The sequence below is a fragment of the Staphylococcus epidermidis genome (assembly GCF_006742205.1).
In the GTDB taxonomy this organism is placed as follows: Bacteria; Bacillota; Bacilli; order Staphylococcales; family Staphylococcaceae; genus Staphylococcus; species Staphylococcus epidermidis.
Genome location: NZ_AP019721.1, coordinates 1,432,146 through 1,454,970, shown reverse-complemented (window position 1 = coordinate 1,454,970; position 22,825 = coordinate 1,432,146). Strand labels below are relative to the sequence as shown.

At 31.4% G+C, this 22,825-nt stretch carries 22 protein-coding genes, 1 pseudogene and 1 riboswitch; of the genes and pseudogenes, 12 read left to right on the top strand and 11 right to left on the bottom strand.

Annotated features, from left to right (window positions below):
• Positions 1-9: 9 nt before the first annotated feature.
• The 4 genes from pstA to cvfB form a co-directional block, all read right to left on the bottom strand.
• On the bottom strand, positions 10-915 hold the full coding sequence (gene pstA, locus FNL83_RS07130; RefSeq protein ID WP_001831209.1) for a phosphate ABC transporter permease PstA: 906 nt from the start codon (positions 913-915) through the stop codon (positions 10-12).
• Between the two features lies 1 nt (position 916).
• Positions 917-1,843: a phosphate ABC transporter permease subunit PstC gene (pstC, locus tag FNL83_RS07125; protein WP_001830936.1), complete on the bottom strand. Its 927-nt coding sequence runs from the start codon at positions 1,841-1,843 to the stop codon at positions 917-919.
• Between the two features lie 207 nt (positions 1,844-2,050).
• Positions 2,051-3,028 (bottom strand): PstS family phosphate ABC transporter substrate-binding protein, encoded by a 978-nt coding sequence (locus FNL83_RS07120; RefSeq protein WP_001831206.1) that lies wholly within the window; start codon positions 3,026-3,028, stop codon positions 2,051-2,053.
• Positions 3,029-3,631: 603 nt separating this feature from the next.
• Entirely contained in the window at positions 3,632-4,528 is an 897-nt protein-coding gene (cvfB, locus tag FNL83_RS07115; protein ID WP_001831239.1) for an RNA-binding virulence regulatory protein CvfB, read from the bottom strand.
• A gap of 214 nt (positions 4,529-4,742) precedes the next feature.
• On the opposite strand from cvfB, the gene FNL83_RS07110 reads away from it, so the two are divergent.
• From FNL83_RS07110 to lysA, 9 genes are all read left to right on the top strand, one after another.
• Positions 4,743-6,350, top strand: a complete 1,608-nt coding sequence (locus tag FNL83_RS07110; RefSeq protein ID WP_001830940.1) for an ABC-F family ATP-binding cassette domain-containing protein — start codon at positions 4,743-4,745, stop codon at positions 6,348-6,350.
• A 343-nt stretch (positions 6,351-6,693) separates the two neighbouring features.
• Positions 6,694-6,873, top strand: a riboswitch (Lysine riboswitch).
• A 53-nt stretch (positions 6,874-6,926) separates the two neighbouring features.
• Positions 6,927-8,159: an aspartate kinase gene (locus FNL83_RS07105; RefSeq protein ID WP_002456528.1), complete on the top strand. Its 1,233-nt coding sequence runs from the start codon at positions 6,927-6,929 to the stop codon at positions 8,157-8,159.
• Between the two features lie 70 nt (positions 8,160-8,229).
• A complete protein-coding gene (locus FNL83_RS07100; RefSeq protein ID WP_001831123.1) occupies positions 8,230-9,219 on the top strand; it encodes an aspartate-semialdehyde dehydrogenase in 990 nt (329 codons plus the stop codon).
• A 1-nt stretch (position 9,220) separates the two neighbouring features.
• Positions 9,221-10,105, top strand: a complete 885-nt coding sequence (dapA, locus tag FNL83_RS07095) for a 4-hydroxy-tetrahydrodipicolinate synthase (protein WP_001831141.1) — start codon at positions 9,221-9,223, stop codon at positions 10,103-10,105.
• A complete protein-coding gene (gene dapB, locus FNL83_RS07090) occupies positions 10,105-10,827 on the top strand; it encodes a 4-hydroxy-tetrahydrodipicolinate reductase (protein ID WP_001830951.1) in 723 nt (240 codons plus the stop codon). The genes dapA and dapB overlap by 1 nt, the downstream gene beginning before the upstream one ends.
• Before the next feature lie 21 nt (positions 10,828-10,848).
• On the top strand, positions 10,849-11,571 hold the full coding sequence (dapD, locus tag FNL83_RS07085) for a 2,3,4,5-tetrahydropyridine-2,6-dicarboxylate N-acetyltransferase (protein WP_001830955.1): 723 nt from the start codon (positions 10,849-10,851) through the stop codon (positions 11,569-11,571).
• A gap of 157 nt (positions 11,572-11,728) precedes the next feature.
• On the top strand, positions 11,729-12,880 hold the full coding sequence (locus FNL83_RS07080) for an amidohydrolase (RefSeq protein ID WP_001832789.1): 1,152 nt from the start codon (positions 11,729-11,731) through the stop codon (positions 12,878-12,880).
• 5 nt (positions 12,881-12,885) lie between these two features.
• On the top strand, positions 12,886-13,959 hold the full coding sequence (locus FNL83_RS07075) for an alanine racemase (RefSeq protein WP_001831203.1): 1,074 nt from the start codon (positions 12,886-12,888) through the stop codon (positions 13,957-13,959).
• Complete coding sequence (gene lysA / locus FNL83_RS07070; RefSeq protein ID WP_001831198.1) at positions 13,960-15,225, top strand: diaminopimelate decarboxylase; 1,266 nt, start codon at positions 13,960-13,962, stop codon at positions 15,223-15,225. It abuts the gene before it with no gap.
• A 131-nt stretch (positions 15,226-15,356) separates the two neighbouring features.
• On the opposite strand, the gene FNL83_RS07065 is transcribed toward lysA, so the two are convergent.
• The 6 genes and pseudogenes from FNL83_RS07065 to msaA all read right to left on the bottom strand — a co-directional run bounded on the left by FNL83_RS07065 (position 15,357) and on the right by msaA (position 19,009).
• Positions 15,357-16,106 carry an ABC transporter permease gene (locus FNL83_RS07065; protein ID WP_001831136.1) on the bottom strand — a complete coding sequence of 250 codons (750 nt, stop codon included), beginning with the start codon at positions 16,104-16,106 and terminating at the stop codon, positions 15,357-15,359.
• An 8-nt stretch (positions 16,107-16,114) separates the two neighbouring features.
• Entirely contained in the window at positions 16,115-16,978 is an 864-nt protein-coding gene (locus tag FNL83_RS07060; RefSeq protein WP_002456525.1) for an ABC transporter ATP-binding protein, read from the bottom strand.
• Positions 16,965-17,375, bottom strand: coding sequence for an Msa family membrane protein (locus FNL83_RS07055; RefSeq protein WP_001830954.1), 411 nt, complete (start codon positions 17,373-17,375; stop codon positions 16,965-16,967). Before FNL83_RS07055 ends, FNL83_RS07060 begins: the two co-directional genes overlap by 14 nt.
• A gap of 5 nt (positions 17,376-17,380) precedes the next feature.
• Positions 17,381-17,961, bottom strand: a pseudogene (locus FNL83_RS07050) (lysostaphin resistance A-like protein).
• A 358-nt stretch (positions 17,962-18,319) separates the two neighbouring features.
• Positions 18,320-18,520: a cold shock protein CspA gene (cspA, locus tag FNL83_RS07045; RefSeq protein WP_001831260.1), complete on the bottom strand. Its 201-nt coding sequence runs from the start codon at positions 18,518-18,520 to the stop codon at positions 18,320-18,322.
• 180 nt (positions 18,521-18,700) lie between these two features.
• Complete coding sequence (gene msaA, locus FNL83_RS07040; protein WP_002439708.1) at positions 18,701-19,009, bottom strand: regulatory protein MsaA; 309 nt, start codon at positions 19,007-19,009, stop codon at positions 18,701-18,703.
• A gap of 158 nt (positions 19,010-19,167) precedes the next feature.
• On the opposite strand from msaA, the gene FNL83_RS07035 reads away from it, so the two are divergent.
• From FNL83_RS07035 to FNL83_RS07025, 3 genes are read left to right on the top strand one after another with little or no spacing between them, the layout of a single operon-like run.
• Positions 19,168-19,437, top strand: a complete 270-nt coding sequence (locus FNL83_RS07035; protein WP_001831190.1) for an acylphosphatase — start codon at positions 19,168-19,170, stop codon at positions 19,435-19,437.
• Positions 19,438-19,476: 39 nt separating this feature from the next.
• Complete coding sequence (locus tag FNL83_RS07030) at positions 19,477-20,103, top strand: 5-bromo-4-chloroindolyl phosphate hydrolysis family protein (RefSeq protein WP_002476740.1); 627 nt, start codon at positions 19,477-19,479, stop codon at positions 20,101-20,103.
• Positions 20,104-20,125: 22 nt separating this feature from the next.
• On the top strand, positions 20,126-21,256 hold the full coding sequence (locus FNL83_RS07025; protein ID WP_001831251.1) for a toxic anion resistance protein: 1,131 nt from the start codon (positions 20,126-20,128) through the stop codon (positions 21,254-21,256).
• Between the two features lie 75 nt (positions 21,257-21,331).
• On the opposite strand, the gene brnQ3 is transcribed toward FNL83_RS07025, so the two are convergent.
• Entirely contained in the window at positions 21,332-22,675 is a 1,344-nt protein-coding gene (gene brnQ3, locus FNL83_RS07020) for a branched-chain amino acid-like transporter carrier protein BrnQ3 (RefSeq protein WP_001830938.1), read from the bottom strand.
• Positions 22,676-22,825: the final 150 nt, after the last annotated feature.

Sequence of the window (22,825 nt, the reverse complement as noted above, 5' to 3'; positions counted from 1 at the left end):
TAATTTTGATTAGAATTTTTTACTAAATTTATTACGAAGAAGTATCGCTACAGTGTTCATCAATAATAAGATAACGAGTAGAACGATAATACCTGCTGATGCAACGTTTTGGAATTCTGCTTGAGGCATTTTTGCCCATGTATAAATTTGAGTTGGTAACGCAGAGAATTGGTCGAGTAATCCACTTGGTGTTGCTAAAAGTATCGTAGGTATACCTATCATTACAAGTGGTGCTGTTTCTCCTAATGCGCGTGATAAAGATAAAATGAAACCTGTTAAAATACCAGGTAATGCTGCAGGTAAAACAACTCTTCTAATTGTTTGCCATTTATTAGCACCAAGACCATATGATGCTTCTCTGACTGAACTAGGAACTGCTCTGATAGCTTCCTGACTAGCAACGATAATAACAGGCAAGATTAGTAGTGACATTGTAAGCGCAGCGGCTAGCACGCTATTACCTAAACCTGCCGCGCCTACAAATAATGTATAACCTAGTAAACCGAAAACAATTGAAGGAACACCAGCTAAATTAGATATACTCACCTTTACGATTTGTGTAAAAATATTGTCTCTTGCGTATTCTTCTAAATAAATTGCTGTACCTATTCCTAAAATGATACTAATTGGAATAATACTTAAGATTAACCAAATAGAACCTACTAAAGCCCCTTTAATACCAGCATCTGCTGGTGTTGAAGATGAAAAATTAGTGAAAAATTCGGGAGTTAGATGTCCCGCCCCTTTAACGAAAGTTTGAATTAATAGTGCTACTAAAACAATGAGCCCAATTAATGTACATAATAAAAATAACCATTTGTTTACCGAGTTTTTCCTATCACGAGAAGAAATATTTTTTTCTACGGCATCTTTATCAATCAATGTTTTGTTAGCAGTATTTGAATGTGTAGACATATTAATACTCCTCTCTGAATCGTTTAGAGATCCATTGTGATAATAAATTCATAATTAAAGTGAAAATGAAAAGTGTAAAACCTACAGCGTAAATACTGTAGTAAATATCAGAACCAAATGCTGCATCACCTGTAGCAATTTCAACAATATATCCTGTCATCGTTTGAATTGAACTAGTTAAACTTAGAGATGATGTTGGTGAACTACCAGCAGCTAAAGAAACGATCATTGTTTCACCTATTGCTCTTGATATACCTAATACAATTGAAGCAACAACGCCAGAAGTCGCAGCTGGTAATACAACTTTTGTAGCGACTTCAAATTTAGTTGCGCCTAATCCAAATGCACCTTCACGAATTTTATCAGGTACAGATGACATTGCATCTTCACTCATACTTGTAATCATAGGGACAATCATTATACCCACAACAATACCGGGACTGATTGAATTAAACTCTCCCAAGTTAGGAATTAGATTTCTCAATATAGGTGTAACAAATGTCAAAGCAAAGAAGCCAAATACAATTGTAGGAATCCCAGCCAAAATTTCTAATATTGGTTTAATGATTCTACGTGAACGATCAGATGCATATTCATTAAGGTAGATAGCTGCTCCTAAACCAATCGGAACTGCTACGATTGTAGCAATAACAGTAATTTTCAATGTGCCGATGATGAGTGCCCAAATTCCAAATTCTGGTGATGAACCAGTTGGGTTCCAAGTACCAGATAAAAAGAATTTAGATAATGGCACTCGTGTGAAAAACGTAATCGTCTCGGTTAAAAGTGTAAATAAAATAGCAATTGTAGTTAATATAGATATAGCTGAAATAATGGCTAAAATAATTGGGACAATTTTATCACTTAGCCCGCCCTTTTTAGCATTATTCTTAGCTATCATTTCTCTCACCTTTGTTTGTGAAGCCATGTAAAACCCTCTCTCTTATCTCCCAAAATAATTTAAAAAAAAGAGTGGGAATTGCTTTTATGAGAAAATGAGTTCATTCATATTTAATAGAATATTTACTCATTATCTGCAAAGCTGAAAAGGGTTCGACAAAGTGGCACATTGACCACTTTGTCTGATACCCTTTCAAAAATTCCCAACCCTAGGTGTTTATTACCTTAATATTCATTATTTATCTTCTGATTTTTTGTCGTCTTTCTTATCAGATTTTTGATGTTTATCTAAAAAATCTTTTAAGTCATCTAATTGAGATTTATAAGTTTTCTTAGGTGAAGCTACATAACCAGCGTCTTCAGCTGCTTTACCTTCATCTTCAAGTACAAATTTCATGAATTCTGACATTACTTTATTGTCTTTTAATGATTTGTCTTTAGCGTAGATAAATAATGGTCTGCTTAGTGCGTATGAACCGTTCTGAATTGTTTTCTTAGTTGGTTCTGTAACTTTGCCATTGTCATCTTTGATTTTAACTTCTTTTAATTTATCTTTATTTTGTTCGTAGAAATTATAACCGAAGTAACCGATACCTTCTTTGTTTTTAGTTACTGAAGATACGATCGCGTTAGTATCAGCGTTCTTCTCAGCTTTGATATCTTGTTTGTCCATAACTTCTTCTTCAAAGAAGTCGTAAGTACCATGACTTGAGTTAGGTGAAACAGCATTGATTTTTTTATCTGGCCAACTAGAGTTAACGTCTTTCCATGTTTTAGCTTTACCAGAGTAAATATCTTTTAATTGTGATTTAGTTAATTCTTTAACAAAGTCGTTATCTTTATTAACCGCAATTGTTACACCATCTTGTGCGATTTTGAATTCGTGATATTTAATCCCTTTATCTTCTAATTTTTTCTTTTCTTCGTCTTTAATAGGTCTTGAAGCGTCTGAGAAATCAGTTTCGCCAGCAATGAATTTTTGGAAACCAGCACCTGTACCGGCTTGACCTGAAGAAATTTTGGCGTCTTTATGATCTTTAGCCCATTTTTCGTTTAATTTTTCAACGATAGGAGCTACTGTGGACGAACCTTCACCTTTAGCAGAACCTTTAAGATCTTTGCCGTCTCCTGAACCTCCATCATTTCCGCCACAAGCGCCAAGTAAAACCGAAGCTCCTAATACAGTAGTACCGACTAATTGCCACTTTTTCATTGAAACATCCTCCTAATGTAAATAACCTATAATGGTATATGTATTTCTTACAGTTCTCATGTTACATATCTTTTATTAAATCAAAATAGAGTTATTGTAAATTTTTTGTTAAGAATGGGATTTGAATTAATGAAACGTGTATTAAAATTTAATTTGCTAACATAGTTTTATAAAGAATAAAAATACTTGATTGAATGAATAGAAGATAAATTGGGAATCATTAAAATGGAAAGAGAATTATAATAAATAGTATCTAAACTGGTCCTTTAAGGTCATATTAAATATTTAAATACGTACGTTTATGAGTAATTTAGTTCTTTTAAATGAAGCACTTTAAAATATATATCATTTAGTTTTTTAAATAAGTGTTAAACATAAAAAAACACTTGAGTTATCAGTTGATATCTCAAGTGTGTATGACGTATAGGTAATCTTATGATTAAATTAATTAAAAGTACGCTTATATTAAGTTTTTTTGTGTCAGACAAGTTTCCCAAAATATAGAATGCTATAAATACTGTAATTTAGAATTTTTTTCATGATGAGTCAACGAATTCTATAAGAATCTACATTAATTAAGTATATTAATTAATTTCATTATCTTTAATCATCTACACGGCTCCACCCTTTTTTGGTAAGAGTGATTTTTCCTGTTTCTATATTGATTATCTTTTTCTTATATAAATGTCCGATTGCACGTTTAAACGAGCCTTTACTCATATTAAAGACTTCTTTGATTGCATCAGGACTAGATTTATCCCAAAAAGGTAATTCACCATCATACTCAACAAGTAAATCAAATATGACCTGTCCATCATCATCAAGGCGTTCATGAGCTAATGGTAAAAACGAACCATTTAATTCACCTTTTTCATTATGACCTATAATTCGGACCTCTACTGCCTCACCTAACCGAGGCTCATGTTTACGTTCAGATTCGTGAACAAAGATTTTATAACCCTCATTACTTAATAAGAAGCTACCTACTCTGAGTAATCTATAAGCGCGTGCAGAAATATATTCGTTTTGTTTGCTATCGTCATTTACTGGGGTGAACATTGACTCAACAATCGTTTCGCTAGCTAATCGTCCAAACATTTGATTCGTACTGTCTATTCTCAAAGTAACTAGCAAGTAATCACCTGCTTTAGGCCAAAGTTCTTTAAGTTTCGGTAAATCTTCCCATGGAACTAAGACTTCACGAGGAAGTCCTACGTCAATATGTGCACCGTCTCTATCGGTTTTTATAACTTTAGCAAAATCATATTTATCTTTTGTAATATCAGGCATGTTTTGCGTCGCAAATAAATCTCCTGAACGGTTTGGATAAACGAAAAAACTATATTCCTCACCTAATTCAAAATTATCTTCATCAGCAACTTCTGACTGATTGAGTTTGACACTTTCACCATTTGGCCCTTTAAGTAAATATGTTGACCCTTGTAATCCTACGACTTCTAAAAATTCTATTGAACCTACTATATCTTTATCTAGTGCCATTCTATTCTCCTTAATCTATTATTATTCAATTTCATTTACTTTCTTCTATATTAAATAGTTAGATTTAATTTAATAAACTTTATTCGTATCTATAAAATTCTTATTAATTATAACACGAGTTACGTATTCTATCATTAGCTTAACTGTCAGGTCGAAACTCTACTTATTATATGATATAATTTTTCCGTTAGAATAACCAAAAAGGAGCAGATGAATGTTACAAGTAACTGATGTAAGTTTACGTTTTGGTGATCGTAAACTATTTGAAGATGTAAATATAAAATTTACAGAGGGTAATTGTTATGGATTAATTGGTGCAAATGGTGCTGGGAAATCTACATTCTTGAAGATTTTATCAGGCGAAATTGATTCACAGACTGGTCATGTATCTCTAGGTAAAGATGAGCGTTTGGCTGTGTTAAAACAAGATCATTTTGCTTATGAAGATGAACGTGTTTTAGATGTTGTGATTAAAGGACATGAACGTTTGTATCAAGTGATGAAAGAGAAAGATGAAATTTATATGAAACCTGATTTCAGCGATGAGGACGGTATTCGCGCTGCAGAACTTGAAGGAGAATTTGCAGAAATGAACGGTTGGAATGCTGAAGCTGATGCTGCTAACTTATTATCAGGATTAGGCATAGAACCTGACTTACATGATAAAAATATGTCTGAACTTGAAAATAATCAAAAAGTTAAGGTATTGTTAGCTCAAAGTTTATTTGGTGATCCTGACGTTCTTTTACTAGATGAGCCTACCAATGGTTTAGATATACCAGCAATAAGTTGGTTAGAAGACTTTTTAATTAATTTTGAAAATACTGTCATTGTCGTTTCGCATGACCGTCACTTCTTAAATAATGTTTGTACTCATATTGCTGATTTAGACTTTGGCAAAATTAAACTTTATGTTGGTAACTATGATTTTTGGTATCAATCAAGTCAATTAGCACAAAAAATGGCACAAGAACAAAATAAGAAAAAAGAAGAAAAAATGAAAGAGTTACAGGATTTCATCGCACGCTTCTCAGCAAATGCTTCTAAATCTAAACAGGCAACAAGTCGTAAGAAACAATTAGAAAAAATTGAATTAGATGATATCCAGCCATCATCTCGTAGATACCCTTACGTGAAATTTACTCCTGAACGTGAAATTGGAAATGATTTACTTACAGTAGAAAATCTTTCTAAAACAATTGACGGCGAAAAAGTACTAGACAATGTTTCATTCACTATGAATCCTAATGATAAAGCTATTTTAGTTGGTGATAGCGAAATTGCTAAAACAACATTGTTAAAAATTTTAGCTGGAGAAATGGAACCAGATGAAGGTACATTTAAATGGGGTGTAACGACATCTTTAAGTTACTTCCCTAAAGATAACTCTGAGTTCTTTGATGGTGTCGATATGAATTTAGTTGAATGGTTACGTCAATACGCTCCAGAAGATGAACAAACTGAAACATTTTTACGTGGTTTCTTAGGTCGCATGTTATTTAGTGGTGAGGAAGTTAAGAAAAAAGCAAGCGTGCTTTCAGGTGGAGAAAAAGTACGTTGCATGTTAAGTAAAATGATGTTATCAAGTGCTAACGTACTTTTACTTGATGAGCCAACAAACCATTTAGATTTGGAAAGTATCACTGCTGTAAATGACGGATTAAAATCATTTAAAGGTTCTATCATCTTCACTTCTTATGATTTTGAATTTATTAATACAATCGCAAATCGAGTGATTGACTTGAATCAAGCTGGTGCCCTTTCTAAAGAAGTACCTTATGAGGAATACTTACAAGAAATTGGTGTATTACAAAATAATTAATAATTGTTTTAACATTTACACAAGAGTCTGGGATATTTATCAATGTCCCGGGCTCTTTGTTTATATAAAGTTTAATCTTTATTCGGTATGAATATTAGATTAATTATTGTTATCGTCTCAGCTATAAGCTTTTAACATTGAAAAAATTAAAAATATATACTTTGAAATACTAATACTTAGAAAATCTAGATAAGCTATTTAATTTGTAATAAGCGTATTAAATTTATAAAAATGACTTATCGTGTGAATTCACCCTTAAATTTTCAGTATATTTTAAAAAATCTAAAATATTGGTTTACATAGATATATTGTCTATGTATAATGAAAACATATCAATTGAATAAGATTTTGATGAGGCGCATCAATCATGAGTAAACTTTAGATAATTTGTCTGCTAACAATTATAGAGTTAAAAGGGTGAGATGCCGAAATGATTCATAATAGCAGTTATGAATCGTTGGACTTAATGGTTAAGAGCTATAAGTTTGTCATTATTATTAAATAATGGAGTGCATCACTTGTACATAAATGTAGAACAAGTTCGGCATTCCGAACTTGTTCTTTTTTATACTGTGTATGTCTCCTCTAATTATAGGAGGACTGAAATTGAATAGAAGTGTTTTAAAATTTGGCGGTTCTTCCGTCAGTGATTTTAAAAAAATAAAAAATATCGCTGAAATGCTTAAAACACGCATTGAAGATGGTGAAGAATTAATCGTTGTTGTCAGTGCTATGGGTAAGACAACTGATCAATTGATGAATAATGTATCAAGTCTTACTTCTACCCCTAAAGATCAAGAACTTGCATTGCTATTAACAACGGGTGAACAACAAACGGTTTCTTACCTTTCTATGGTACTCAATGATATAGGTGTAAATGCTAAAGCGATGACAGGTTATCAAGCTGGCATTAAGACTGTAGGACATCACTTAAAAAGTAAAATAGCAGAAATTAATCCTAATATTTTTAATGAGGCTTTTAAAAATCATGACATTTTAGTTGTAGCTGGGTTTCAAGGTATAAATGAAGATTTCGAACTTACTACACTTGGACGAGGTGGTTCTGATACAACAGCTGTAGCTTTAGCAGCAAGTAATCAGACACCTTGTGAAATTTACACTGACGTTGATGGTGTGTATGCAACAGATCCTAGAATACATAATGAAGCGAAGCGTTTAGAATATGTCTCTTATGAGGAAATGATGGAAATGAGCGCGCTTGGTGCAGGTGTACTTGAAACGAGAAGTGTTGAATTAGCTAAGAATTATGATATTCCACTTTACTTAGGAAGAACGTTATCAAATGTGAAAGGAACATGGATTATGTCTAAAAGTGATTTATTAGAGAAAAAAGCAGTAACTGGTGTCGCATTGGATACACACATGATGCACGTCACGATAAGTTATCCCCTACCGGATAATCAGTTACTGACACAATTGTTTACCGCATTGGAAGAAGAATCTGTAAATGTTGATATGATTTCTCAAATTGTAAATTTAGAAGGTTTACAATTATCTTTTTCAATTAAAGATAGTGATGCACATCAAATTTCTTCAATTCTGGAAAATTTATCAACACACTTTTCAGCACTTGATTATAAAATTAATGAAGCATATGTCAAAATATCTTTAATTGGATCAGGTATGAGAGATATGTCAGGAGTAGCATCAAAAGCTTTTACGACACTTATCAATTCAGATATTCCATTTTATCAAACGACGACATCGGAAATTAGCATTTCTTATGTAATAGACGAAGAAAATGGTGAAAAAGCAGTAGAAGAATTGTATCATGCCTTCGAAATTTAGTATTCATATGATATATTTATTATAAATTTTCTAAAAATTACCAATATTAAGAATGGAGTGACTATTTATTATGACAAGATTAGCAGTAGCCGGAGCAACCGGATTAGTTGGAACAAAAATGTTAGAGACACTAGATCGAAAACAAATACCTTTTGATGAATTAGTATTATTTTCTTCTGCTCGCTCAGCAGGAAAAAAAGTTGAATTTCAAGGACAATTGTATACTGTTCAAGAATTAACTGATGAAGCAGCAAGTGAACATTTTGATTATGTTTTAATGAGTGCAGGAGGTAGCACAAGTGAGCACTTTGCTCCACTATTTGAAGCGGCTGGAGCCATTGTTATTGATAATTCTAGCCAATGGAGAATGGCTGAAGATGTCGATTTAATTGTTCCAGAAGTGAATGAGCCTCAATTTACACGTGGTATTATTGCTAATCCAAATTGCTCTACAATTCAATCAGTTGTACCTCTTAAAATTTTACAAGATGCATATGGTTTAAAACGTGTCGCTTATACGACTTATCAAGCCGTATCAGGTTCTGGTGTTAAAGGTAAAAGAGATTTAGCTGAAGGTGCTAATGGAAAAGAACCTGAAGCATATCCGTATCCAATTTACAATAATGTATTACCACATATAGATGTTTTTCTTGAAAATGGGTATACAAAAGAAGAACAAAAAATGATTGATGAAACGAAAAAAATTCTCAACGACCAAGACTTAAAAGTGACTGCCACATGTGTACGTGTACCAGTACAAGATAGTCACAGTATTGAAATCGATGTGACTTTAAATCAAGACACTACAGTTAAAGAGATACAAGAATTATTTGCACAAGATCAACGTGTTGTTCTTGTAGATAATCCAAGTAAAAATGAATATCCATTAGCCATTCATTCTACTGGCAAAGATGAAGTATTTGTAGGACGTATCCGCCGAGATGACTCTCTTGAAAATACGTTCCATGTATGGTGTACCTCTGATAATTTGCTCAAGGGCGCAGCATTAAATGCAGTTCAAGTGTTAGAACAAATTTTAACTTTGAAAGGAGCAAGATAATATGACACACATGTTTGAAGGCGTTGGTGTAGCATTAGCGACTCCCTTTACCAATAATGAGGTTGATTTCAACGCATTAGAAAGACATGTTCAATTTCTTTTAAATAACAATATTCAAGCAATTATAGTGAATGGCACTACAGCAGAAAGTCCTACATTAAGTGACGAAGAAAAAGAGAAAGTATTGGCGACAGTAGTTAAACTCGTGAATCATAGCGTTCCTGTTATTGCGGGTACTGGCACTAATAATACGTATAAATCAATTCAAGCTTCAATACGTGCTAAAGAAATTGGTGCAGATGCAGTCATGTTGATTACGCCCTACTACAACAAAACGAATCAACGTGGTTTAATTCAACATTTTGAGACAATCGCAAATGAAGTGAAATTACCAGTAATTCTTTACAATGTGCCATCACGAACAAATATGACGATAGAACCAGAAACAGTTGGAATTCTCAGTCATAATCCATATATCGTTGCTTTAAAAGATGCGACAAATGATTTTGATTATTTTGATCAAGTAAAACAACGTATTAATACAAATGAATTTGCATTATATAGTGGGAATGACGACAATGTTGTGAAGTTCTATCAACGTGGAGGTAATGGTGTCATCTCTGTAATTGCGAATGTAATTCCACAAGAATTTCAATATTTATATGACCAAAGACAAAATGAAACCGATATTACTAATTACTTTAAACCTATCGAGAAATTGTTAGAAGCGTTGTCACTTGACGTTAACCCAATACCTATTAAAGTTCTTACCGCATATTTGGGTTATGGTCACTACGAAGTGAGATTACCATTAGTGCCTTTAGAAGAAGCACAATGTAAACAAGTTGAACGAGCATTTGAACAATTTAAAGCAGGTGAACAATAATGAACATACTATTAATTGGATATGGTGCAATGAATCAAAGAGTTGCACGATTAGCTGAAGATAAAGGTCATGAAATTGTTGGAGTTATAGATAGAACTTCAAAAGCGTCGACACCTTATTCACAATATCAACACATTAGTGAATGTAAAGAAGCTGATGTTGCTATTGACTTTTCAAATCCTGAATTGCTCTTTCCTCTATTAGAAGAACAATTCAATTTGCCTCTTGTCATAGCAACTACAGGTGAAAAAGAAACGTTAATACAAAAATTGGAAACGCTAAGTCAAAGAACACCTGTATTTTTTAGTGCAAATATGAGTTACGGTGTCCATGCATTAACTAAAATATTAGAAACTGCAGTTCCCCTACTACAAGATTTCGATATCGAACTAACAGAAGCGCATCATAATAAAAAAGTCGATGCTCCTAGTGGCACATTAGTTAAATTGTATGATGTCATTAAAGAATTACGTGACAATGTCTCACCTGTTTATGATAGACACGAAAAAACTGAGAAGAGAACTCATGATGAGATAGGTATACATGCTGTTCGTGGTGGTACGATTGTCGGGGAACATGACATATTATTTGCAGGTACTGATGAAACAATTACTATCTCACATAAAGCACAATCAAAAGATATCTTTGCAAATGGTGCCATTGGCGCTGCAGAAAAATTAATTCACAAAAACCCAGGTTTTTATACTTTTAATAATCTATAAATCAAAGGAGTTATTCAACTTATGGTACAACATTTATCAGCTCAAGAAATCATTCAATATATTAGTGATGCTAAGAAATCAACACCACTCAAAGTTTATGTAAATGGTCATTTTGAAAATGTCACATTCCCAGAATCTTTTAAAGTTTTTGGCTCTGAACATTCAAAAGTAATTTTCTGTGAAGCAGATGAATGGAAACAATTTTATCAACAAAATCATTCATTAATCACTGAATTAGAAATTGAGATGGATCGTCGTAATTCAGCTATACCGCTTAAAGATTTAACAAACACAAATGCTCGTATTGAGCCAGGTGCGTTTATTCGTGAGCAAGCAATCATTGAAGATGGTGCTGTGGTTATGATGGGTGCTACGATTAATATTGGAGCTATTGTAGGAGAAGGAACAATGATAGACATGAACGCAACACTTGGTGGACGAGCTACAACAGGAAAAAATGTTCATGTTGGTGCAGGTGCTGTTTTAGCTGGTGTCATTGAACCTCCAAGTGCTTCCCCAGTTGTCATTGAAGACAATGTTTTAATTGGAGCAAATGCTGTTATTCTTGAAGGTGTACGCGTTGGTGCAGGTGCTATTGTAGCAGCTGGAGCTATTGTAACTCAAGATGTGCCAGCTGGAGCTGTAGTTGCTGGTACGCCTGCTAAAGTAATTAAACAAACTTCAGAAGTTCAAGACTCAAAACGTGAGATTGTGTCTGCACTGCGTAAATTAAATAATGAATAACGACATAGAATAATTGTGTAGATAAAAAAATATGTTCAAGGTGGAATCCAATGATTAATTTATATATGATGCATTAATCATTAATTTCGCCTTTTTATTATAGAATGATACACATTGAAATATTAAAGAAATAGTTATATAAGGGATGGATAATTTTATGAACGAGTTAGAATTCGTTACATTGCACAGAAGACATTTACATCAGTATCCAGAATTAAGTTTACATGAATTTGAAACGACATCGTATATAACATCATTTTTAGAGGATTTAGGCGTACCTTACGACCGACCACTTAAAACTGGTGTTATTGCTTATTTGGAAGGTAATAGTCACCACACTATTGCATTCAGAGCAGATATAGACGCGTTACCAATTTATGAAGAAAATGATATTGATTTTAAAAGTAAGAATGATAATGTCATGCACGCGTGTGGTCATGATGGTCATACGACAGCACTTATGCTTTTTGTTAAAAGGTGTAAAGCATTGTATGACAAATCTGAATTACCTCATAATGTAGTGTTTATATTTCAACCTGCCGAAGAAACCGGTGGAGGAGCTAATCGTTTAATCAAAGCTGGCGCTTTTGACAAGTACCCTATTGAAGCGGTGTTTGGTTTTCACGTTAATCCGTTTGAAAAAGAAGGTAAAATTGTAATTCGAGATGAAGAAATCACTGCAAGTGCCACTGAATATCGCTTCTTTTTAAAAGGATTATCTAGTCATGTTGCTGATAAGGAGCAAGGTCATTCATGTGGTGAGGGGTTACAGCATGTCTTAAGTCAAATCGGCCAAATCCAACAATTTCATTTGAATGGATTGAAACGTAACATTATTCATATGGGTCATTTTGAAGCTGGTGAAGCTATTAATACAGTACCGAGTCATGGTTATCTTGAAGGTACAATTCGTACATATGACACAGAAGATTTAGCTATTGTAAAACACCAAATGCATAAAATTGCGAAAAGTGTTCAATTATTATTTAATGTTGAATGTGAGGTTAAATTTGAAGAAGGATATCCACCAACAATGAATCATCCACAATTACGTCAAGCCGTTGAGAACGCTATAAAAGGTGCAAATTTAGAAATAGTTGAAAAAAAACTACCCTTCCTGTTCGGTGAAGATTTTAGTTTTTATGGTCAACAACTTGCCCCTTCATATTTTGTATTTGTTGGTACACAAAACAATGAAAAAGGTTTTGTGACTGGTCTTCATACTGCCCATCTTAATTTTGATGAGAAAATATTAATTGACGTTGTAAATTATTACGAGCATTTGTTAAGAAATTATAAAGAGGTGTAAAGCAATTGACAGCAATTTGGTCATTAGACACAGAAGCATTTTATCAGAATGCAGTAAAAGTAAAAAATAACGAACCAATAATGGCAGTTGTAAAAAACAATGCATATCATTATGGACTTGAGTTTGCAGTGAAAACATTTTTAAAAGCGGAAATTAATACATTTAGCACAACTTCATTAAATGAAGCTATACGAGTTAGAAAAATAGCACCTGAAGCAACTATATTTTTAATGAATCCTGTTTATGATTTTGATTTAGTAAAACGTTATGATATTCATATGACACTCCCCTCTTTAAACTATTATTATAAATATAAACAAGATTTAAAAGGCATTCATGTACATTTAGAATATGAAAATTTATTACATCGTTCCGGTTTTAGAAATATCGAAGAAATACGTGAAGTTTTAAAAGATCATGATCAAAATAATCAAGATAAAATGATTATTTCAGGAATATGGACGCATTTTGGGTATGCAGACGAATTTGACGTAGATGAATATAAAATGGAACGTGATGCTTGGTTAAACTTGATAAATACACTTTTAAATGAAAATTATCATTTTGATATGATACATTCACAAAATAGTGCAAGTTATTTTCGTGAGAATCAAATGTTACTTCCTCATCACACTCATGCTAGAGTTGGAATTGCCCTTTATGGTTCAAGACCATATAGTCTTATAAATGAAGAACGCATTACTCAATCTTTGACTGTTAAAGGTAATGTTATACAAGTTCGTGATGTAAATAAAGGTGATTATTGTGGATATAGTTTCGCCTTTGAAGTAAAGAATGACCACACTCAATTAGCTGTTGTTGATATAGGTTATGGCGATGGTATTCTAAAATCAAGAGCAAAACACGAAGCTATAATTAATGGCAAGCGATATCCAATTAGAGCACTAATGATGAGTCATATGTTTATTGAAGTTGATGACGAAGTTCATGCACAAGACGAAGTCATATTATATAATAAGGATATACGTATAGATGAATTTACATTTAAAGGTGTTGGCGCAAATTCAGAACAATTAAGCGCAATGAATCACGATTCTCTTATGAAGGAGTATTTATAAATGGTAGTTAATTATAATGATAATGGCGAACTGACAATGGGAGGTACAAGCTTAAAAACTATTGCACAAAGTTTTGGTACACCTTCGATTGTTTACGATGAAGACCAAATTCGTAATCAGATAAGAAGATATCATAAAGCATTTGAAGCAAGTGGTTTAAGCTACAATATATCTTATGCCTCAAAAGCTTTCACTTGTATTCAGATGGTTAAATTAATTGATGAAGAAAATTTACAATTAGATGTTGTTTCTGAAGGTGAACTTTATACTGCTCTTGAAGCAGGATTTGATTCGAAACGTATTCACTTCCATGGGAACAACAAGACGAAACGCGAGATTCAATATGCATTAGATAATCAGATTGGTTATTTTGTAGTGGATACGCTCGAGGAAATAGAGCTTATTGATAAATATGCTGATAGTAATGTAGATGTTGTATTACGTGTAAATCCTGGGGTTGAAGCCCATACACATGAATTTATTCAAACTGGACAGGAAGATAGTAAATTTGGATTATCAATCAAACACGGTCTAGCATTAAATGCAGTTAATAAAGTAAAAGCAACGAAACATTTGCAACTTAAAGGTATACATTTCCATATTGGCTCTCAAATCGAAGGCACTGAGCCGATGATTAAGACAGCTAAAATTGTGCTTAATTGGTTAGCAAGTGAACGAATTGAAGTGAGTTTACTAAACATAGGCGGTGGTTTCGGAATTAAATATGTCGAAGGAGATGAAAGTTTCCCTATTGAGCAAGGAATATCTGAAATTACTGAAGCTATTAAAGAAACTGCGCAAGCATTGCAGTACAATATTCCTGAAATTGGGATAGAACCTGGCCGTTCAATTGTTGGAGAAGCAGGTATCACTTTATATGAGGTTGGTACAATTAAAGATATCCCTGGAGTTAATAAATATGTATCAGTTGATGGCGGAATGAGTGATCACATACGAACTGCACTTTATGGTGCACAGTATGAGGCGTTGTTAGTTAACAGAAATGAAAAAGCTAATGAATCTGTAACAATTGCAGGTAAACTCTGTGAATCTGGTGATATTATCGTACGAGATGCCCCATTACCCTCTTCTGTTCATAGAGGTGATTACCTAGCAATACTTTCTACTGGTGCGTATCATTATTCAATGGCTTCAAATTATAATCAAATGCAAAAACCTCCAGTATTTTTCTTGAAAGATGGAAAAGCACGTGAAGTGATTAAACGTCAATCATTGAGACAGTTAATTATTAATGATACGAAATAATTCTAAAAAGTGAGCGAGTAAAAGCTCAACTACTATCAATATGATTTCGATTAAAAACTATTTGAAAACGCCTTGGATAGGTACAGTATATCTATCCGAGGCGTTTATACTTACATTAAATTAAATGAAATTTAAAATTGAATTTTTCTGAAAATCGTAATTGCTAAGAGGTAAATAATGAATATATAAACAATAGTAATAGAGCTCATTATTGATAAGTTGAAAATAAAACTTTTATCGGTATCTAAATTTGTGAAATTTGAAGGGGAAAACTTGATTTTATTAATATTGTCTGTAATCTTTATGACCACGTAACATAAAATCATACTAATAATAGTTATCCCAGAATTAAATTTCACAGAAAAAATAACAACATAGAAAATTAAGAATAAATCAGTTAAAAAGATTCCAAGAAGATTTAAGATTAGAGTATGATTTAATTCTGAGTTATTTAACATAAAAGAATGAGATGAATATTCATGGTTGTTAACATAAAACAAATAAACTACTAACGTTGATAATAATAAAATGAATAAGAATATAAAGTAACTAGAAATAATAGATGTTAATTTAGAATTAAAAATTTTGTAGCGACTTTGATCCTTATAAAACAATAGTCTTCCTGTGCTAATTTCGCTATAAAATAATAAAGAAGATAAATATCCAATAATTATAAGTGATAGCATTACTTTTTGTTGAGTATCATATATTGCGATAAATAATTCTAAAAAGCTTACACTATTCTTATGAGTTGCTGATAATGAAAGAAAATTACTATTAAGTAATTCAGCTAGGAATATCAAGAGAGGATAAATCCCAATGAGGTAAAGCATCCAAGTTGCACGAATCTTTGAAATATAAAAGAAGTTAAATTTAAACATAATATTACCTACTCTTTATAGAAATATGAAGATAATAGATTATCATTACTTTCAATTTTTATTAAGGGATTTTTACCTACTAAATTAAGTAAATTTGTAAGATCTACTTCTTCATCTTTATTTATAATTGTTATTGAATTGCTATCAATTTTTTTAATGAAATTGAAATTAGCCTTTAGTTCTGGAGCATTGTTTAAAGTATTTTTGAATATTAACTTTTGAGTGAATATTCTATTATGTAAGTCAATTTCTCTAATTTGATGGTTTTCGAGTAATAGAAATCTATCACAAAGATCTTCTAATTCTTTTAACTGGTGACTAGATATTAAAAATAAAGTGTTTTTTTCTTTTGAATATTTCTCAGTGATATTATTTAATTCCCTTACCCCAAGCGGATCTAAACCTAAGAATGGCTCGTCTAATACAGCTACTTTTGGTTTGGTAATTAAACAAATAGCTAAACAAAGTCTTTGTTTCATTCCATACGAATAATTTTTAACCTTCTTTTCAATATCTTCTAAACCTACAATGTTTAGCATCTTTTGAATTTCACTTATATAGCTAATCTTATTATTAATTTTTAGGTAATTTTCAATATTTTGTCTTGCATTTAACTCAGGATAATATATTTGTCCTATCATGAAAGAAAAATCTTTTATCATATTGTGAGATTTATGTATATCTATATTGTTAAAATAAACATTTCCTTTAGATGGTAATTGAGTTTTAGCTATAAGTTTCATTAATGTTGATTTTCCAGACCCATTAGAACCTATAAGACCAACCTTTTCTCCAGCAGATAATTTGTAATTAACATCACATAATACTTCTTTCTTCTTAAAAGATTTATACACATTTCTAAATTCTAGCATTGATTTCACCTCTTTTATGTTTAATAAAAACTACAATCATTTGAGGTATTAAATAAACAAAAAATAAAAAGATAATCTGAGATAATTCAAGCATATTTGGAGATATTTTAATTTCTATATCACTATTATTGATTTGCGCCCTCTCGATATAGGATAGATAACCATCTAGATGCATGATATATTTACTATAAATAATGTAAAAAATTAGGTTTGAAATTACATTTAACCATAAATATAATTTCATTTTTGAAGTGAAAATAATTAAGATAGCTGATGTAATAGATGGGACTAAAATAATTAATAAATTTGCCAAGTAAACATCAATGCGTAATTCTAAAAGAGTTAAAATTGAGAAAAATAAACAGTTTAAAAATAGGGATAATAATATTGATTTCATGAAAATCATCTCATTACTACAATAAAAATATTATATATCCAATGAGTTATAATTGAAAAACTAAGTTTGAATTTATATCTTATAACATACAAAATTATACTTGAGGGAAATCTTATTAATAGATTAGATTCTAATGACTCATTGAGATGTAAGATTAAAGCAAATAGTAAAGAACCAATAGAAATAGAAGTTAATAAACTGAAGTTATTTAGCAAAATGTTAAATACTACTTCCCTAAATAAAATTTCTTCCCCTAAAGCTATAAAGAAATAAAATATGATTAACTTATAATCATCAACATAAACTATTAAAATTAATAAGATTATAAAATATTAAAGTAAATTTTTATAGTTAACAATTTAAATGGATTAGTTTTATAATTAAATATTGAAGAGAGAAAAGTAGGTATTATTATAAAACTTATTATAAGAGAAAGAATCATCGATAAAAATTCACAATATTCAGATAATTTAAGGTATGCTATTATTCCAATGCTTATATTTAGTACAATAGTAGTAATAATAACAATACTTAGTGATATGAATAAATTATTTAGTCTTAATTTTTCAATTTTAAAATTTACCATTTAATGAAACGACCACGGTAACCAAAATAAAAACGACCAATTGAAACCTGCAATAATTTAAAAGGATTTGGCATAACAATGTCTCCTTCCCCCCTACTTATCTTTTTAAATTATAAAGAGTTTACATTAATAAATCAATAAAAAATATATTGCAGGCTATATTATTTAACGAAAGTTTTGCTTGTCTTTAGACACAGACATGCAAAAATAATGAGATACTCATAATTCTTATTTTGGGGATAAAAAAACAGAAAGAAATTAAAATCAATTTCCTTCTGTGATACGGTATGTATTGATATAAAAAACACCTTACTGCTTGGTAAGGTGTTAGTTAAAGTCAATGATTACAATCTATTTATTATAGTTTAACAACGTTTGCAGCTTGAGGACCGCGATCGCCTTCAACTACTTCAAATTCAACTGATTGACCTTCTTCTAATGATTTGTATCCTTCTTGGTTAATTGCTGAGAAGTGTACGAATACGTCGTTTTCTCCTTCAACTTCGATGAAACCAAAACCTTTTTCGGCATTAAACCATTTAACTGTACCTTGTTTCATAATTCTGAAACCTCCAAGACTAAATTCTTTCAATATGCATTATTCGCATATTACAAAAAATACATGTCTAAAATTTAATATAAATCAAATATTCTTTGCAATATGGAATAAAACAATTGCTTAATAATCATTATAGTTTAGTCATAGCTAAATTGCAATACAATTATAGAAAATTATCATTCAATCTATTTTTGGAAGATTAAAATAAACCTCATTATTTTTTAAAATAATAAAACTATAAAATATTTGTAAATCTTCCTCACAGTCTTCACAAAAGTTTAAATCACAATTGTTGTAAAAAGCATGTATATTATACTTGCCTACTACATAATTGTCGTAACATTTCTTACTATGGTTTAATACATTTATGTAATAATCCAACATTTGGTCGTATGTAGTAAATTCTGATTGTTCCACAATTTTTTGTGGCCAATCCTCAAATAGCCACCAACCTTCGTAGTCAGCCCTGATCTTGACTACTGTCCACATATTAATTTCCCCTTCCCTACTATAAAGCTACATCAATAATTTTAACTTTTCATGTTTTAAAATCAAGTTTCAAGCCTTGTGATATAAACAATTTTTTGAATAGCAAATATTAGTTTTTTACAATTAAAATACGTATAATAAAGACAAGAGGTGATTTTATGCAACGTAAACATATTCAAGTTTTTGGTACAGTACAAGGTGTAGGATTTAGATTTTACACGCAACGTATTGCTCATCAATTTAATATTAAAGGTACAGTCCAAAATGTTGAGGACTACGTAGATATATATGCTCAGGGCGACGATACAGAATTAGAACAGTTTATTGATTCTGTAATCCAAGGTGCTTCACCGGCTTCACAAGTGTCTAATTACAATATTGAAGAATTAGACCTTGATGAATCTTTATCAGAGTTTAAGACAATTTAGGTTTATAATATAAGACTTTAATATAAAGGAAGATGACACTTGAGATATAACATTTCACGTATATTTGGAGTGTTAGTGGGTATACCAGTGGCCTTTATTGTTTGGCTTATTACTGTTTTTGCGTTGGATTTATCATTCATTATAGACATGCTTATCAGTTTTGGTAGTTTCATTGCATCATACTTCCCTACGCAAAGGCTCACTTCACGAAAGTATCTTAATGAAATTGGTTTATCAAGAAGAGATTACAGATATGTTCAATCACAGCTTCATCATGCACATACTAAAATTAGAAATATCTTAAAGTCATTTATTAATATTCGTTCAATCAAAGATTTTAGACAAGTAAATGATATATATCGAATTTCTCGTTCTATTCATACAAGCATTAAGCAAAGACCCGCGATGTTTTTTAAAGTTGAAAGCTTTTTCTATTCTCATTTGGATAATGCACTTAACTTAGTAGACTCGTATACACGTCTTGCAAGAATGCCACGTAAGTCGCAAGATGAAAAGCTAAAATTAGAACAAACACGTATTACTCTAGATGAAATAAAGAGAACGCTCATTGCTGACCTTAAAAGGCTTAATGAGGAAGATTATGAGCGACTAGATGTTGAAATAGAATTAAATAAATTAGAACAGCAACGTCGACATAATAATTAATAGAAATGGAGAGATGAGTGAGATGGTAAGTGAACGAAGTAGTAATCAGTCACATCCACTTGATTACTATATGAATAATCAATCAACTGATCATCATACAATCGCTGAAGATCTTGAAATCCAATTAACTGAAAATGATAAACAAAGAATTAAATCAATAAGTGAGCAAATTGAGCCACTTAATCATGAAGGATTGTTAAAATATGGTGCTAATCTTCAACAAAAGATGTCTCATTTTTCGCATCAAATTTTAGATGATGTTCAATCAAAAGATATGGGACCAGTTGGGGAAACTTTAAGTCAATTAATGGGAAAATTAAAATCTGTAAATCCAAATGACATAAATCCAGAAAAACAATCTAGATTAAAGCGTTTATTTAAACGTACTAAAGCTTCTATTAATGAAGTGTTTTCTAGAATGCAATCTGTAAGTTCTCAAATTGATCGTATTACTATTCAATTAGAAAAACATAAAGATCAGTTAACTAAAGATGTTGAATTTCTTGATCAATTATATCAGCAAAATAAAACTTATTTTGATAACGTTACTTTATATATCTTAGCGGCTCAAAAAAAGAAAAAAGAGATATTGACAGAAACCATACCACAGTTACGTGAAAAGGCGCATCAAACTGGTAATCAAATGGATATTCAGGCAACTGCTGATATGGAACAGTTTGTGGATCGTTTAGATAAGCGCATTTATGATTTACAATTATCTAGGCAAATTGCTATTCAAACTGCACCTCAAATCCGTATGATACAAAATGTCAACCAAGCTTTAGCCGAAAAAATTCAAAGTTCAATTTTAACAAGTATTCCTTTATGGAAAAATCAAATGGCTATTGCCCTAACTTTGATGAGACAAAGAAATGCTGTTTCAGCACAACGTTCGGTTACCGATACTACGAATGAGTTACTTACTCAAAATGCATCAATGTTAAAGGAAAATGCTATTGAAACGGCAGCTGAGAATGAGCGTGGCATCGTGGACATCGAAACGTTAAAGACAACACAAAATGACATTATTGAAACAATTGAACAAACACTTCAAATTCAAGAAGATGGTAGACAGAAACGTCAAGTTGCAGAGAAAGAACTTAATGAGTTAGAACAAGATTTGAAACAGCATCTATTAGCTATGCGTAAATAATAAAAAACACTCGTCACATGTGATTTAGATTTAGTCAATCACTTATTTGACGAGTGCTTTTTATTTTAAATTTACTTATTCTTTTTGATATACAATGTTAGATTGTTTAACAAAATAACTAATCATATAACCAACAAGAGTTGCTACAACAGCAATTGGGAACCATTCAAGTGAATATTCTTTTAAAGGTAAACCATCTATAAATGAAATACGTATCCACCCTTGTGTCGTTATTAAGCTTAAGATTGATTCAATTGCTACAATAATTAGCGGTATTTGTTGTGCAATACGTTTTGTAGGTATGAAGCGAGCAATGAGTATTAACAAAATAACTGTAATAGCCACTGGATAGATTACACTGAGTACAGGGACTGACATTTTAATTACGGAATTAAGTCCTTGGTTAGCTAGAATGAAACTAACTAAAATGAAAAATATCACAAATACTTTATAAGGTATCTTAGGTAGTATTCTGTGGAAATATTCACTTACTGATACAATTAATCCACAAGCAGTAGTTAAACATGCTAATGATACGATAATACCAAGTAAGTATTTTCCGAAAGTTCCAAAGCCCTTCGTTGCCATTGTTGTGAGTAAATACGTCCCTATATTTTGATCTTTAGCTTTCAATTCCTTTAGAGTGTCTGAAGGAATATTAATATGATTGCCTATGTACCCTAGCGAAATATATATAAATACTAATGCGATTGCAGCGATGAGACCAGCAATAATGGTCTGTTTAAAGATTTTATCAGCATGCTGTATTCCTGTTGTTTTAATCGCATTAACAACAATCATTGAAAATGCAATTGAAGCGATAGCATCCATTGTAAGGTAACCTTGTGTAAATCCTTGTGAAAATCCACTTAAATTGGAATGATAAGCATTTGTCATTCCGTAATTTGAAGAATGTCCACTAAAATCTACAAAACCTTTAATAATCATAGCGACAATGGTAATAAGTAATAAAGGTGTAAGTAATGAACCAATTCGATCTATCATCTTATTAGGATTCAAGCATAAATAAAGAACGATTAAAAAATAGATTACTGTAAAAATAAATAATGCTAAATTCCCACTATTATGTGCAATAGGAGTCACAGTCATTTCAAATGAAGTTGAAGCTGTACGTGGTATCGCAAATAATGGTCCTATAGTGAGATATATGATAATTAAAAAGATTAACGAAAATCGTGGTGATATTTTATTAAAAGACCCAATATAACCATGTTTATCAAGTGCGCCTACCACAACGCCAAGAAGCGGTAATCCAATACCCGTAAGTGCAAAGGCTAGTATGGCTGGCCAAAAGAAATGACCACTTTCGAGTCCAAGTTGTGTTGGAAATATAAGGTTACCTGCGCCAAAGAACATAGCGAATAAAGTAAAGCCTATAATCCACGTATTTTTATTCATAATGCTGCTCCTTTTTATCTAATAATGCAACATTCAATATTCTATCATAATAAAGAAATATTAGTCTATATAAAATTTCAGAAAATTAAAACATTGTACAATTGATGTAATTAATTCGTCAAAAATACGTAATGATTTATATCTATGAAG